Here is a 13,689-nt window from a genome sequence, read left to right on the forward strand (position 1 = left end):
TTCATCTCCTCGAGATCAGTCTAGAAGGAGCAAAAAGATCATCTTTTCAAGGCTATTCAGGCTTCAGACCAAAGAGATGGAGACTGCCTTGTATTCGAGATAAGTCATCGAGAAACTGGGAACGGACATGCTGGCAGCCAGCTTGGACACCTCCCATGAATAAGCAGACCACTTCCTGGCATTGAGTACCAGCTTGTTTGTGCTTAATCTTGTGTCTCCTAATCGTCACCCAAGAGCAATGGGCACTGCCTCGCGCAGCATCTCCGCCAAGATCGGGGTTTCGCTTGTAGTTTCTGCGTTGATCTTGTTGATAAACCAGCCCCATACCATCTCCTCGCGTACTTTCTGCATCATTGGGATCAACCCAACTTAAATCTGAAGCATTAACCGGATCCTGTTCAGGGCCAGGGACGGCGAATACGGCACAACTGCTGGGTGAAAATGCCTCACAGTTGGGATTCTGGGATCCACTGAGCAAACGTTCCGGCCAGATTTGTCCAACTTTTTGATACCACTCTTCGTATACTTGCCTCCATTTTTCTGGTTCAAGAGGTATTCCAAACACCCTGTACTCACCCTTAATTTTGATATCAAGCGTCAGGTGACTGCCTCGGGCTGCAGGACGGGCTGCAGGAATGGGAGCTTTTTCTGTTCTTTGCATCATGAAAATGTGCAGCGGTCTCCTCCATCCACGACCTACTCCGCCAGTCATGACCGCAACTCGGATAATCGGCAAGAGGATCCCCGTCAGAATCTCTTTAGGCGCTTCAATTCTGATTTCTCCCTCCCATGAGTAGAAAGTTGGGGAGTTTTTCGACTCATCTCCCCAGATATCTCCCTGGATCATTTCCAGCCTTATGCACCCTTTTTGAGACTTAGGTTCTAGGGTTCCAAAAAGCTCGCTTGCTGTCTTCTCTGCATTCTTTTGGCTCATAACTCCCAGAAAGAATCGCAGTGCCCAAGAGCGGAGCCAGCCCCGCCAGTGAGAAGGTCGCAGCTCTATAGTCTTCATGTCAGGGCCCGCATTACCCTGGCTGGAGAGATGGAATCTAAAGAGTATACTTGATATGCCTTCACTTAACTGTCTGGATCCCTTGTGGTTAGGGATCGAAATCCGACCATATCCAGAGGCCGTGCGGCTACCTATCCCCAAGACTTTTAAGGCTTGTTGAACCCATGACCAGACCTCATCGACTTCTTCTTCAGTTGCGCCGGGAACGCCCTGGATAGCTACGAGAAAATCAATGGGTCCCCGACCATTGCCCAGTGTGTAGAGCGATAAAGGAGTGCCTTGACCCTGGTGGAACACCTGAAAGTTTTGCTGAGGGTTGACAATATCGAGGCTTAAACGGGTGGGCTCTAGAGGCCAAGCGTCGAGAAATTGAATTTTTCCTGCCGAGATAACAGTCTCTTTCTGGAATCCAAGGAGAGCTTCCATCTTGGGGATCCGCTCCGGTTGTTGTTTTGCCCAGGCCCGCACAATTCCTCGGATTGAAGAACCTGGAATGTACCCGTTGAGAGGCAAGTCAGGCATAAGTTTCCAGTTTTCACCAACATTGCGCTTATCCTCTGGCCGACCTCTTTTGGGCTGCCACGGCCCACAGGGTTCCCCTGCTGAAACAAGCGTTTCCACATCGGGATGAGGATAGGATCCCACTTTTGCTCGCCAACGCAAAGTAAAAGTTCCCTGACGGAAAAGGTTTGAGGATCGCTTTTGATGTTGCTGAGTCAATAGCTCAATTAGACGCGGCCCCGTGTACATCAGTGTTTTCTCCATTCGTGTCTCCTGAAAGATAAGCTCTGGCCCAAAAGTTCCAGTGATTCGCCAAGATTAAAGATCGTCTCCAAAGGGCGAGGTATTCTACAGGTTGGTCGCTTGCCAGAGCTTGGATCCTCTGCATTAATGCTTTGGGCTCTAGAGAATTATCTTCGGTAACCAGTTGCCCCAATAAAGAAGTCCAGACAGGAACTGTTCTCTGTCTCACCTTACCTTCTTGAGCATTGGACTGGTTAACGTATCCTATGGCCGAGAGCAGGCCGAAAACTCTCAGGTGTTGAGAAAGTCGGAGTACCGCATTAAGATCCTCCTGAGAAAGAAACTCTTTCCCTTGGGATCTCATGTACTGTTGAATGTGTTTATAGGCCAGTAAGCTGGTATGCTCTGGGCGTACGCTTGCTGATCGCTGCTCAGATGGTGCAGAGTCGGAAGAGCTGTTGATCTCCCTCCGCTGGTGAGAAGGCACAGCTTTGTTTTCCAATTTGGAGTTTGGAGTAACAGGCTTAGAAAAGCTCTTCATGTGCTTGTTCTTCGACATTCTTAACTCCTAACAGTGTTCTCAGATTTAGCTTGTGGGGTGGGATCAGAGGCATTGGAGACCCATCCTTGAACCCAGCCTCGCCCAACATTGGCTTGCCCCCCCACCTGGAACAAACCTTGGAGAACATTGATCAAAATCTCATGCTCTTGGGTGAGGTTTTCCTGGTTGGGCAGGGGGCTATATCCCCAGGCGAAGTAGAGAATGGTGTCACGAGGAATGCACACATCTGTCCAGAACACCTCTGCTGAGCCTACCTGGTTGGCTCCTTCCGAATCTTCCTGGATCTTGTTGCGGATCTGTGTCCAAAGGGAGTGCTCCATGAGGATCTGGAAGTCGCTATCGGGAAGAATGATCCGATTATTTTTCCAGGTTGCTTGGGTATCCCCCTGTAAAACAGCGGGCCATTCCCCGGCCAGTGAGAAGGTCTGCCCTTCAGGGAGTTTCTCAACATGCACTTCTGCGTCTGCCACAACATAAACGCCAGGTTTTGTTCCTACAGGGGCTTTGGGCAGAACTGGAAGAGGCTGACGGCACAGCAAGGCGTGATCTCGCAGTAGAGAATGACAACTTACCCAACAGAAAACGGAATCGGATCCTTTTAGAGACATGGTGCGCATCGGCACCCACAATAAACGGGCATCTCCAAACCAGACTTGGTGAACCCCCATTTGGCCATCTTTTTGGAGTTCTCGTCCAAAGAGAGTATCGGCAATTGTTGGATCTTGAAGTGTTACCTCGTTCCGCAGGCTTCCTCGCAAAGAAGAACCTGGGATGTAAGGAAAGTTGGTGTGAGATTCACGGGCAATTTCCAGGATGTTGCCTAGGTCGCCTTCTCCACCGCAATGGATGGGGGCAAGGCTGTAAAGATAGCCAACGCGAAAGTCAGGTTGAATCATTTCACAATCCCCCACAAAAGTGTGCCGTAATTCAACGATGCAAAAGTCTGCAACTGGGCGCATGGGTTACCCACAAGCTGCCTTGGCGGTGGCGGATCCCCCTTAAAGTGATACACCGTACCGGCGGGAATGAAGGCCCGTTGGGGTAGCAGCGCAAAGTCCAATCGCTCACTGCCCTGCCGCCGAACCGCAGAAATTCCACCCCAAAGCAAGGCCCGATCCGTAGCGCATCCTGCCAGATAAGGCTGCCACTGGGAAGGGTAAGCCTGATAGATACGGGGATCCGCTTCAGGCTGCGCTAGGCCCGGAGTGAGGAGATAAGCCACCCGACCCGTCCCCTGCCGAAATCGCTCCCAATCGATGCCAGGATCCCAATCTTCCAGAGGCGTGACCAAGGCGCGATGCCCCTCTCCCCCCAGGCGAACGGTGGTGGTCGGGATCCGAGCACTGATGGCTGCCGCCAATCGCCATCCCCACCGCAGTCGGGTTGCCACCTCGGTGAAGTAGCCAGCTTCATCTTTCACCTGGCGGGTATCAGATTTGATGTCGATGTGAGGTAGTACCTGGGTATCCCAGGGATCCTCATGAAAGTCGCCGGCCTGGGGTAGGGATCCTTGGAGATAAGCACTCAGTGCCGAGGCCCGCATCCAGGGGTGGGGACGGCCTTTGATGTACTCCCCTTTTTTGAGAGAGGGGGGCACCAGGGGCGGGAGTTTTTGATCATCCCAGCCGATAGGTTTCCAAGGATCCCCCTCAGCCGGCTGTAGGCGAGAGTATTGGTCTCCCCGGACTTTCTCTTCGAAGTTGTCTTCTGGGGTCGTGTCTGGATCGGCATGGGGATCCGATTGACCCGTAGCCAACAGATCTTTGGGAGTCGGTAGCCAGAGCGTATCTCGCTCATCCAGGAGAAACGGCCCCAGAAACTTGAGATTTCGAGCCTTGTCTGAAGCGTAGGGTAGGGCAGAGCGCAGGGCCTGAAAGATTGTGATGGGCATAGGGGGAAATAACCCTTTCGCCCAGGATCCCTCGCCGGGAGAAAAAGGTTTGCTCTCGCGGAAGAGCAGCACATCCATAGGCTCTAGGGCGTACCAGTACAGTTGAGTTTCAGACATAAGAATTACCTGCCTTGTGGAAATAAATCTTCGACACAGAAGGTGACCTCAGAGAAAGCCAAAGGAGAGAGGCAATCACGCTCTTTAACCACTTGCACTTCTTGATAAAAACCTTCCGCAAGGTGTGATAAAGAGCGCTCTCCTTGGCCTTGACATCAACAACCCAGTCATCCCAGATCCCGGCTTTAATAACTCCACCCGGTCGGCATCGGTCAGCACACCGTTTTCGATCATGTGATGGTAATCTTCAACTCTCCAGGGGTGAATATTTCGTAACTTGGCTTTGTCTTGTAACCGCATCTCGATCCTCTTACTTTGCCTCAATTTCCTGAGGTTTTTTGATCCAATCATCTCGTTGTTTTTTCTTGTCTATCCATAAAGGCTGAGAATCTCAAGAGATTACCCAAATCTCTAGGAGTGGTGCCCAGAGCCTCTGACTTGCCTTGAAACTCGAATGCCCAGCTTTCCCAGGCATTGATCCAGTTCACCAAAAGCTCCCGAACAGGTTCCAGCTTCTCAGCTCGGTCTAGTCGCGCCAAAATCGTGGTGGTGGCCAGCTTAAACAGCTTGTTATTTGCAGAGATCACACAGCGCAGCGGCAGTTCTTCGGCCAAACGATATAGCACTGGCCCCAGATCCAGTTCCGGCCCTTGCTTTAACCAGTCCCACCATTGCTCCAGCAGTTTCCCTTTCATGAGAGCTTCCAGGGTATTCCCGGATTGGTAAATGACCCGGAAGCAAAGACCATCCTTGCCAGGGATCTTCTTGGCTCGATGCTTCTCAGCTTCCCAGAGATTTTCCAGGACGGTGGGCAGAGGGATCCCTTTGTTGGCGATCACCACGCCGATGCTCATGGTGGCTCCTTCGCCCATGGTGAAAAGGGGACGATTGGGCAGGCCGGAGAGATCTTTACCCGGCTGGGGATGCCAAAATCCTCCTTCAAATCTGAACTCGTCTTTGGGATCCCGTTTCCCACACCAATTCCCACACCAAGCTGCGCGCAGGAAGAGGAGATATTCGGGCAGATCTTCTAAGGGCAAGAGAGCCATGACATCGTCTCCGCCACTGTAGACCACCCGACCACAGAAGCGTTTCTCCGTCAGGTAAGGAACCAGCCGATTGGAGAAATCCAACAAGGCCCGATTAAGCCCCACGTGGGTGGCTGGCCCCATGCGCTTTTTGACATTTTGCAGAAGCTGCTGCCACTCCAAGCCATTCTTCTTCAATTGATCGGCAACATCTTCAGGCAGGTAGGTCTCATAGGGGTGTAGCCTGGAGCCGCTGACATACTTGCCCATGTTGTCTCCATCCGCCAGTACAATCACCCACCAGTCGGAGGGACTGCCCCCGGTTAGACCCACCTGTCGATGGGCTTGATCCACGGCTTCTCGCAATAGGGCAATATCTTCAGGATCCTGGAGCCCCAGATCGTCCACCAGCCATCTGCTGGAAAACATCACTCCGTTGTAGGGTGCTTCTCCCCTCGTCCGCTGGGAGAGGGGTTGGGGATCAGGAATCATTTGCTCATCCGTCTTCGGCACCTGAAAAGGGCGGCGCGTCAGGGATCCAAATCGATCCCGATATTCCGGCAGAACTTGTCGGATCTGCTTCTCCAACACGTGCCAATACTGTTTCACCTTTTCGGGAGCATCATGGGCAAAGCGGGCTGCTGCAATGGAGCTGAGGTTGGGAAACCGGATCAGGTTTTCCAGATCGTCCTCTTCTTCGGCTACTCCCAGAGAGTTGGCAATGCCCCCATACTTCCAGGCCATGCGTTTGGTCAGTTCCACCGCGTTCAACATCTCCGAGCCATTGAAAAGCCCCGGATAAACTTCGGCCATCAGTTTCCAGAACATGCGCAGGGATCCCGCCGGTAGCCCTGCCCCTTCACAGAATCGATCCCGATAGAGCAGATTGGGGTGAACTGCACTGTACATGCCTGAGAGGGTAGACCGCTCCCCAGGGGCCACTGGGACCTGCCAGGTACGGGTATTTTTGATGGCCTGAATCGACTGGCCCAGACGCGCCTGCAAGCTGCCCCACCAGGTGCCCACATTCAAATTTCCGTAGGCTTTTTCTTCAGGGTTGGTCGGCAATTCAAATCGGCTTTGAGCTAGAGTTTGCTGGGATTCTTTCCAGGACTTGTAGTCGGGATCTTTAGTTTTGGCTTGCAAAGGCTTGTCGGGATCCCCCAGCGGAACCAGAGTCCAATAGCTTTCCCAAGTATGATCTAGCTGAGCCTCCCAAAGCTTATTCCATTCCCAATTGGGTTGGTGCTTCCATTTCTCAAACTCTCTTTCGTAGTTGATGTGGGATCCTTCGGTAGTTCCCATGGTTGGGGCAATTTTTTCCCATATTTCCGATCCTCTGTCATTGAGAGTTTGTACACATCTCTCACGAATATGATCTCGGACTTTAGTTCCAACCTCTTTCCAGATTTTGCGCATCTCCTGCGTGATTTTTTCTGCAAAGGCTTTGGCCTCTTCTCTGGGCACCAGAGCCGTGATCACGTTGGGAAATCCGGCAGTGCTTAGACTGGTGGACACGTGATCGTTGAATCGAGTTATGGGAGTGGATCCCTGGGCATCTCCATGGCAGTTATCAAGCCGGTCAATCTCTCGGAAATAGCACTCAAACTCCGGGAACTTCTTCAGGATCCAGGCATCGATGATCTCTTGACCCCACAGAGAAGGGGTAATCACGGCATCCGGCCCGTAGCGCTCAGCAATGAACCAGCAGAGGCGGGCACTCAGGTAGTGCAGCAGATAGGATCCAGACCAAAAGTCCAATAATTTCCTGGAAGATTTGATAAACTCTTGCACTGGAGAGAAGGTGAACAACATAAAGATCAGCGCGAGAGATCGGATCCGAGGGTTGCCACTCACGCGGGAACAAGGCCCCGGCCAGCGCCGAGACAATACTGTTGTGATCGTGGATGGGACAGTCTGGGATGCGAGTGTCGGCAGGCAACAAAAGAGCGGCGGGAGTGTTGATCCCAGTTTCTTGAACCACCAACTGGGGATAAAACCGCCAGAACCACCAGAAGGCTTTTTCCGGATCTGCATGGCGCACCTGCTCATAGGGGATGATCCGATTTTGAATCTCTTCCAGTTGTGCTTCGGTTAGCTGATTCCAAATCTGGATATCCTGCTTTTCTCCAGACAGAGGGTGACGCACTTCCACTTGGGTAAGCCCGCCCAGTTGCTCCGCATCTTTATAGATGTTTCTGATGGTCAATCGATCTGAGGCAGCAGCAATATGATCCGAAATCACCCCCTGATGAGACTGCCACCACTCCTCCAACTCCGCCCCGTGATGATACAACTCCGCCACCTGCTGCCAAGGGCCTTTGCCGTTTTTGTACTGATACAAAGACTTGAGCTGGGGATCGTGTAGCAGAGCAAACAGTTTTCGACGAAAATAGGCTGTTGTTTCCACCGATTTTTCCATTAGTTCCACTTCCTCCTGAACACTTGAACAACAGCATAAATGGGTACCTATATCCTGCTGCCACCGGTAACGCGAACGGCAAAATAGTTCATATTGCTAAACAACAAGGGATCCCGGCGGGGAGAGCACCCCTGGCCCACCCCAACTTTCCACCTTGGCCAGGGTGTGGTCGGTGAGGGGATAGAAACGAACGTGGTCTTCCGGCAAACGGAGACGAGGTTGAAGTCGGCGTTTCAAGTCTTGGTACTGATGCTGCTCCAGTCGGCATTCAAAGACGCTGTACTGAACCCGCCGGCCATAGCCTTCAAGCAAGTCAGAGACTTTCTTGCGTCGTTTGTTGTCGGGGATGTCGTAGGTGATGACGTAGAGCTGCATGTGGGATCCCCTCAGCGGATGAGGAACGGCAAGTAAACAGGGATCTGATCATTTACAAACTGCTTGTAGGTCTGCACCTGCCGGTTGATGACGGCCCAGCACAGTACCCCATGTGGGAAAGATAGGCGATGGGGATGTTGCGCTCTAGGCAACTCTGGATCAGTTGGGTTGTGACTTGGGCATGGCCAAAGATCAAAATCTGATCCAAGTGGGGCAATTGAGCCTGTTGAAGAACAGCTCCAGCCCGTTTGACAACCAGGCGTTCCTGGTCGAGGCTGAGGTAGCAATCCTGTTGGGACACATAGAGTGTTCTACCCATGAGGCCACTCCCAGAAGCCTAAAATTGAAGCTGAGGTGGGAACAAAACGGGGTCTTCTTCAAGTTAAAAGTCAGGCCCAAAAATGCTGTAAGGGAAGATGCGAATGGCGAAAAAGCAGAGCAGGGTTTCTGGTGTGGGATCCGTTCGTGACGGTGCGCTCCTGATGAAAGATCTGCAAACCCTGAGACACTACGGCATCCTTGGGGATCTGGTGTATCGTTGGGGCTACTATCTCGGCTCTAGCACCATGACCGAAGTGGAGTTCAACGCCGCCCTCAGCGAGGGGATCCCAAAGCCCAAGAGGTCTTTCAGGCCCAAAAGCCGCGGTTCGGTTGACGCAGACGAGACAGAGCAAATCAGGGCACTGAAGGTCTCACTCTGGCAAACGAGCAAAGCTGACCCCTCGGTAGTAGTAGGCCAAAATTTGGCGGTAAGTCCAGCCTCGGCGGGCCAATTCTTGGGCGCCCCACTGGCTCATGCCAATGCCATGCCCAAACTTGGGATAGGGGCTGACATCCGGTAAGCTCATCAAATAAGGGATCCCACTCACCCCGACGGTTTGGCCGCCGCTGCTGGCGCTGTACATGGCATTGACAAACTGACCCCCATACACCATGACCACACCACGGGTGGCTTGTGTTGCTTCCAGGGCGGCTGCCGACCGCTGGGAAAGCCCTCGGTACACCTGGGAGCGAGTATCGCTAAACACATCAAACCAACCGCGGGAGTTGCGATGGTAAAGAACGTAGCTGCGGGCTGCCACCGCTTGCGCCTTCAGGGCTTCTGGGAAGAACCGGGATCCCATTTCTGCATCCACCACACTGGCCACATAGTCTTCTAGATCCACGTAGTTGATGGCCATCACCAGGTTGTACCCGGTCAAGAGCACCTTGCCGGAGTACCAGCGGCCATTCACTGCCACCAGGCCACCCTCCTGAGGTTCGATGAACAGCACCGGGTCAACCACCCCATGCAGACGCACCCCTTGAGGGCTGGGCTGAGCCAAAAACCCTTGCATAGGGGGCAGATCTGCCAGCACCTCTCCCCGACCGTTGATCAGTTGGGCAGGGAGAGAAACGCCTACCACCAGAGGGGCAGTGGTATCGGCCAATTGCACTCGCACTGTCACCCCCCAGACAGACTCCACCCATCCCCAGAAGGCACTGACCACCAGGGATCCCATCAGGGCCAGCCAATGCCGCGCTTCCATAGCCCGTGCCCAGAGTTGCTTTTTGTACACCAACTCCAACTTAGGATAGGGCGAGTTTCCAGAAATGGGCCGGTTTGTCTGTAGAAACTGCAGAGGGCTTGAGTCTCAATTCAGGTGTGGATCAGGTGTGGAGCAGGGGGGATCTGATAGAGATATGAGACTATCTATGAACGGGATCCCGTCTCCGGGGGAGCGGGCTGACCCGGTGGCTCCAGGAGGTCGGGTTGCGGCTGTCCTCCAGACAACCCGAAAGGCTATCCGGCCCCAGGCCCAAGGCAAAGCGCAGCGAGTCCCCCGGTCGTCCATTGGAGAAGAAGAGAAAAGAACCCAAGGAAGCCAAGGAAAGAAGAGCCGCATAGCCAAACATGGCTCGATAGCCGGATCCCGCTGCTAAGGTGCCCAAAAGGGGCCCCGCCAGGCCAATGCCCAAATCAAACCCGCACATCACCAAGCTAAACAGGCGACCCCGCTCCGCCGGCTCCGAGCGATCGGCCACGAGGGCAGAGATGAGAGGGATCAAAGTCCCAAAACCGCAGCCTACCGCGACCCCAGCAGCCAGAAAAGCGCCGGTGCTGTTGGCAACAATCAGGATCCCCATTGCCAAGGCATAGGTGGCCAAGCTGAGGGAGATAAATGGCCCCCGCCCATAGCGATCGGAAGCGCGACCGGTGAGCAGGCGCACCCCAAAGCTGGCAAAGGCCACTGCCGTATAAAAAAGACCTGGATTCAGGGGAGCTCCGGCTTCTTGGATTAACAAGGCCACAAAGGTGGTCTGGGTGCCGAAGGCCAACCCCACCAAAAACATCACCCAAGCGAGGGAGCGCACCTTCGGGCTGCCCAGAAAGCTCCAGAAGGCCCCATCCATCGGCAGGGATCCCCAATGCCCACGTCGTTGTTCTCGAACCGATTGGGTGCAGAGAAAGCCCACCAACCCCAGCAGAGCAGAGAAGAGAAACGAAGGGCCATAGCCGGCAAACTCCTGCAAAAAGCCGCCCAAAGCAGGGCCAATGGCTGCGCCGATCGGATTGACCAAACTCATGTAGCCCAGGATCTCACCCCGTTTTTCTTCTGGGGCAAAATCCACCACCAAAGTCACATAGGCCGTGGCAAAAGCGGCGATGCTAACCCCATGAAAGGCTCGCACCAGCGCTACCCATGGGATCCAATCGGAGAGCCAGTATCCTATGGGGGCCATCCCCACCACCCCCATGCCGATAAGCAGCACGATCTGCCGGCTGTGGCCATCCGCCAGGCGACCCAACGCAGGGCGAAAGGCCAGCAACCCAATCGAAAAGGCCCCCATTACCCAGCCCACTTGCTGGCTGGTGCCACCGGCATCTCTGACGTAGAGAGGCAACGTGGGCAGCAGCGAGGATAAACTGGCCCAAAAGAGCAGCCCAGCCACAAACAAAATGCCCAAGTTGCGCCGCTGTGCCGGCTGCAGCTGCCCGAATACCCTCACGCCAACTCCTTATGCAAAATGGAACTCAAAGCGTTCTCCCAGAACCGCGCCCTAGGATAAGCCCACCTTCGCCGGATCCCTCAGCCCGAAATATTTAGGTGCTAACCTTTCTGATTGTAACCGTATGGTCTGGGGCTGGGAACCGGCCCTGCTCGCCTTTGCAGGCGCCTCCAGTCTGGGATAACAGCTAACCTCAAGTTACCTAGAGATGCGCTTTTTGGACTCCGACCCATGCCTGAACGATCGGATCCCCTCACTCGCAGCTTGATTGCCCTGATCCGGGGTTACCAGGTGGGTATTTCTCCTTGGCTGCCGCCTGCTTGTCGCTACTACCCCACCTGCTCCCAGTACACCTTGGAAGCGGTGCGGCGCTACGGTGCCCTACGTGGGGGTTGGCTGGGGCTCCGTCGCCTCTGTCGCTGTCATCCCTGGCACCCAGGGGGCTACGATCCAGTTCCCGATTTGCCGGGATCCGCGCCGACCCAGAAACCATTCCGCTAGCCGGACTCAGGAGACATTTAGGTCGATTGTGGGTAGCAGGCCACAACCTCGATTTCTACTCGGGCATTGAGGGGCAGGCGAGCCACCTGCACGCAAGAGCGGGCCGGAGCCGGATCGGTGGCAAAAAACTCTCGATAAACCTCGTTCATGGCCGCAAAGTCCTCCATATCGGCCAGGAAAACCGTTGTCTTCACCACATTGGCGAGAGTGGTGCCCCCCGCTTCCAGCACTGCCTGCACGTTCAGCAACGCCTGCCGAGTTTGAGAAACAATGTCCTCCCCCACCAGTTTGCCGGTTTTGGGATCCAGGCCCACCTGCCCGGCAGTAAACAGGAATGGCCCCAGAGCAGCAACACCCTGGCTGTAGGGGCCGACAGGAGCGGGGGCAGCTTCGGTTTGCACGCCACAAAGACATGGCCCAGGCCGATCCCGGTAGTGGCCGATCTCTGGCTGGGCCGGCTTCGTCTGCCCCATAGAGGTTTGCCCAACTCTGTCGCTACGCTACCACAGGTGGATTGCCGAAGAGCGGGGCTGAGAATGCCAAGATGAATTTCAAGATGAATTTGTTGATAGGGAGAGGGATCCATGCCTTTGATCAAGCTGCAAACGTCTGTGCAACCAGAAGCCGCCGCGGTAGGGGAACTGCTCAAGGTGCTGTCTGCTGCTCTATCTGAACAGTTGGGCAAGTCGGAAGCCTACGTGATGACTGCCTTTGAAGGTGGGATCCCGATGACCTTTGCCGGCAGTGGGGATCCCTGTTGCTACGTGGAAATCAAGAGTATCGGGCAATTTTCCGCCCAACAAACCCGAGCCATGAGCGAGTTTTTTTGCGGCACCATCGAGGCCCGATTGGGGATCCCCAAGAAGAGGATTTACATTGAGTTCAGCGATGCCAAAGGCTATCTTTGGGGATGGAACGGCACGACTTTCGGGTAAAGATACTTCCCCCACTCCAAGAGCTGTCTACTCTGGCTTGCCCTAGCTCGCCTCACAAGAACTTTGTAGGAGTTTAGCCAATGGAAGAGCTATCTCAACTCAACACAAATCCCCAAAAGCAGCGGATTTTGCTTAAGCTTGCTACCGGCTTGGGCTTGGCCATTTTTATCTTTTGGGTAGCCCATCGATTGGGATTTTTTGGAGTTATTCAAGACTGGCTCGCCGAAGCTCTGGCTTGGATTGAAAGCTTGGGGTTGCTGGGGCCAATCCTCTTCATTGCCATTTACATTGTAGCGACGGTGCTGCTTCTACCAGCCTCGGTGCTGACCTTGGGGGCAGGAGCTGTGTTCGGGGTGGTGGCCGGAACTGTGTACGTGCTGATCGGGGCAACCATTGGAGCGAATTTGGCCTTTTTCATCGGGCGCTACTTGGCGCGGGAACAGGTGGCGAAATGGATTGAGGGAAATGCCAAGTTTGCGGCCATCGATCGAGCGTTGGGACGTGAGGGATGGAAAATAGTCGGCCTGATTCGGCTGTCGCCTGCGTTTCCCTTCAATGTGCTCAACTACGCCCTAGGGCTGACCCAAATTTCTTTTCTGGATAACTTGCTGGGCACCGCTGGAATCGTGCCGGGCACTTTTATGTATGTGTACATCGGCTCGTTGGCGGGATCCCTGGCCGACATGGAAGGCGCGGAGTTGGATCCTCAGGCTCAAACCGCCCAATGGGTCGTTCGCCTCGTGGGGCTCATCGCCACCATAGCCGCTACCGTCTACATCACTCGCATTGCCCGCAAAGCCCTACAAGAAGCGGTGGAGCCTGCCTAGGGAATTGCATTTTAAACAAGAATGAAATCTGTTGCATTGCTTCCCAACTCCTCTCTCTCTGGGAGAAGGACTGGAGGTGGTCGCGGAAGCGGCGCGGAGCGTTTGGGCAGCAGTAGGAGTGTCTCAATCCAGTTTGAAATGACTATAAGTTGGCTCGGCGAGCTAGTGTGTAGAAAGCACCGGGTTGAGAACGCTCACCGTTGGGCAGAGGCTTAGCCGACAGCTTGACAGAGGGTTTCCTGCCTGATACATTTACGCTGAACACTGCTGAACATCACTGTTCA

14 protein-coding genes are annotated in these 13,689 nt (G+C 54.2%); 4 read left to right on the forward strand and 10 right to left on the reverse strand.

Annotation, left to right across the window (positions count from 1 at the left end):
* Positions 1 to 52: 52 nt before the first annotated feature.
* From NW843_RS00965 to NW843_RS00995, 7 genes are all read right to left on the reverse strand, one after another.
* On the reverse strand, positions 53 to 1,777 hold the full coding sequence (locus tag NW843_RS00965; RefSeq protein WP_414521846.1) for an RAMP superfamily CRISPR-associated protein: 1,725 nt from the start codon (positions 1,775 to 1,777) through the stop codon (positions 53 to 55).
* A gap of 540 nt (positions 1,778 to 2,317) precedes the next feature.
* Positions 2,318 to 3,214: an RAMP superfamily CRISPR-associated protein gene (locus tag NW843_RS00970; protein ID WP_414521847.1), complete on the reverse strand. Its 897-nt coding sequence runs from the start codon at positions 3,212 to 3,214 to the stop codon at positions 2,318 to 2,320.
* Positions 3,211 to 4,326, reverse strand: a complete 1,116-nt coding sequence (locus NW843_RS00975) for a type III-B CRISPR module-associated Cmr3 family protein (protein WP_414521848.1) — start codon at positions 4,324 to 4,326, stop codon at positions 3,211 to 3,213. The genes NW843_RS00970 and NW843_RS00975 overlap by 4 nt, the downstream gene beginning before the upstream one ends.
* 347 nt (positions 4,327 to 4,673) lie before the next feature.
* Positions 4,674 to 7,115, reverse strand: coding sequence for a type III-B CRISPR-associated protein Cas10/Cmr2 (gene cas10, locus NW843_RS00980; RefSeq protein ID WP_414521849.1), 2,442 nt, complete (start codon positions 7,113 to 7,115; stop codon positions 4,674 to 4,676).
* Positions 7,048 to 7,776 carry a hypothetical protein gene (locus NW843_RS00985; protein ID WP_414421457.1) on the reverse strand — a complete coding sequence of 243 codons (729 nt, stop codon included), beginning with the start codon at positions 7,774 to 7,776 and terminating at the stop codon, positions 7,048 to 7,050. Before NW843_RS00985 ends, cas10 begins: the two co-directional genes overlap by 68 nt.
* Positions 7,777 to 7,872: 96 nt before the next feature.
* On the reverse strand, positions 7,873 to 8,151 hold the full coding sequence (gene cas2, locus NW843_RS00990; RefSeq protein ID WP_414421458.1) for a CRISPR-associated endonuclease Cas2: 279 nt from the start codon (positions 8,149 to 8,151) through the stop codon (positions 7,873 to 7,875).
* Positions 8,152 to 8,203: 52 nt separating this feature from the next.
* Complete coding sequence (locus NW843_RS00995; RefSeq protein WP_414381283.1) at positions 8,204 to 8,452, reverse strand: CRISPR-associated endonuclease Cas1; 249 nt, start codon at positions 8,450 to 8,452, stop codon at positions 8,204 to 8,206.
* Between NW843_RS00995 and NW843_RS01000 the strand changes: the two genes are divergently transcribed.
* Positions 8,333 to 8,620, forward strand: a complete 288-nt coding sequence (locus NW843_RS01000) for a hypothetical protein (protein WP_041436213.1) — start codon at positions 8,333 to 8,335, stop codon at positions 8,618 to 8,620. The genes NW843_RS00995 and NW843_RS01000 overlap by 120 nt on opposite strands.
* Before the next feature lie 223 nt (positions 8,621 to 8,843).
* On the opposite strand, the gene NW843_RS01005 is transcribed toward NW843_RS01000, so the two are convergent.
* Together NW843_RS01005 and NW843_RS01010 are read right to left on the reverse strand one after the other, a co-directional pair.
* Entirely contained in the window at positions 8,844 to 9,710 is an 867-nt protein-coding gene (locus tag NW843_RS01005; RefSeq protein WP_414521850.1) for a SpoIID/LytB domain-containing protein, read from the reverse strand.
* A gap of 130 nt (positions 9,711 to 9,840) precedes the next feature.
* Positions 9,841 to 11,142, reverse strand: a complete 1,302-nt coding sequence (locus tag NW843_RS01010; protein ID WP_414350143.1) for an MFS transporter — start codon at positions 11,140 to 11,142, stop codon at positions 9,841 to 9,843.
* 231 nt (positions 11,143 to 11,373) lie between these two features.
* On the opposite strand from NW843_RS01010, the gene yidD reads away from it, so the two are divergent.
* On the forward strand, positions 11,374 to 11,643 hold the full coding sequence (yidD, locus tag NW843_RS01015; protein WP_414344078.1) for a membrane protein insertion efficiency factor YidD: 270 nt from the start codon (positions 11,374 to 11,376) through the stop codon (positions 11,641 to 11,643).
* Positions 11,644 to 11,660: 17 nt separating this feature from the next.
* Here the strand turns inward: yidD and NW843_RS01020 are convergent, their stop codons facing one another.
* Positions 11,661 to 12,044: a RidA family protein gene (locus tag NW843_RS01020; RefSeq protein WP_414407490.1), complete on the reverse strand. Its 384-nt coding sequence runs from the start codon at positions 12,042 to 12,044 to the stop codon at positions 11,661 to 11,663.
* A 183-nt stretch (positions 12,045 to 12,227) separates the two neighbouring features.
* On the opposite strand from NW843_RS01020, the gene NW843_RS01025 reads away from it, so the two are divergent.
* Positions 12,228 to 12,578, forward strand: coding sequence for a phenylpyruvate tautomerase MIF-related protein (locus NW843_RS01025; RefSeq protein ID WP_414357213.1), 351 nt, complete (start codon positions 12,228 to 12,230; stop codon positions 12,576 to 12,578).
* Positions 12,579 to 12,658: 80 nt separating this feature from the next.
* Positions 12,659 to 13,405, forward strand: a complete 747-nt coding sequence (locus NW843_RS01030; protein WP_414521851.1) for a TVP38/TMEM64 family protein — start codon at positions 12,659 to 12,661, stop codon at positions 13,403 to 13,405.
* Positions 13,406 to 13,689: the final 284 nt, after the last annotated feature.

This window comes from Synechococcus sp. R5-12 (genome assembly GCF_047502655.1).
Classification (GTDB): Bacteria; Cyanobacteriota; Cyanobacteriia; order Thermostichales; family Thermostichaceae; genus Thermostichus.

Bases quoted from the DNA above. Each gene is read 5' to 3' on its own strand.
- NW843_RS00965 (WP_414521846.1), bottom strand. From the start codon at position 1,777: ATGGAGAAAACACTGATGTACACGGGGCCGCGTCTAATTGAGCTATTG.
- NW843_RS00970 (WP_414521847.1), bottom strand. From the start codon at position 3,214: ATGATTCAACCTGACTTTCGCGTTGGCTATCTTTACAGCCTTGCCCCC.
- NW843_RS00975 (WP_414521848.1), bottom strand. From the start codon at position 4,326: ATGTCTGAAACTCAACTGTACTGGTACGCCCTAGAGCCTATGGATGTG.
- NW843_RS00985 (WP_414421457.1), bottom strand. From the start codon at position 7,776: ATGGAAAAATCGGTGGAAACAACAGCCTATTTTCGTCGAAAACTGTTT.
- cas2 (WP_414421458.1), bottom strand. From the start codon at position 8,151: ATGCAGCTCTACGTCATCACCTACGACATCCCCGACAACAAACGACGC.
- NW843_RS01000 (WP_041436213.1), top strand. From the start codon at position 8,333: ATGGCCAAAGATCAAAATCTGATCCAAGTGGGGCAATTGAGCCTGTTG.
- yidD (WP_414344078.1), top strand. From the start codon at position 11,374: ATGCCTGAACGATCGGATCCCCTCACTCGCAGCTTGATTGCCCTGATC.
- NW843_RS01025 (WP_414357213.1), top strand. From the start codon at position 12,228: ATGCCTTTGATCAAGCTGCAAACGTCTGTGCAACCAGAAGCCGCCGCG.
- NW843_RS01030 (WP_414521851.1), top strand. From the start codon at position 12,659: ATGGAAGAGCTATCTCAACTCAACACAAATCCCCAAAAGCAGCGGATT.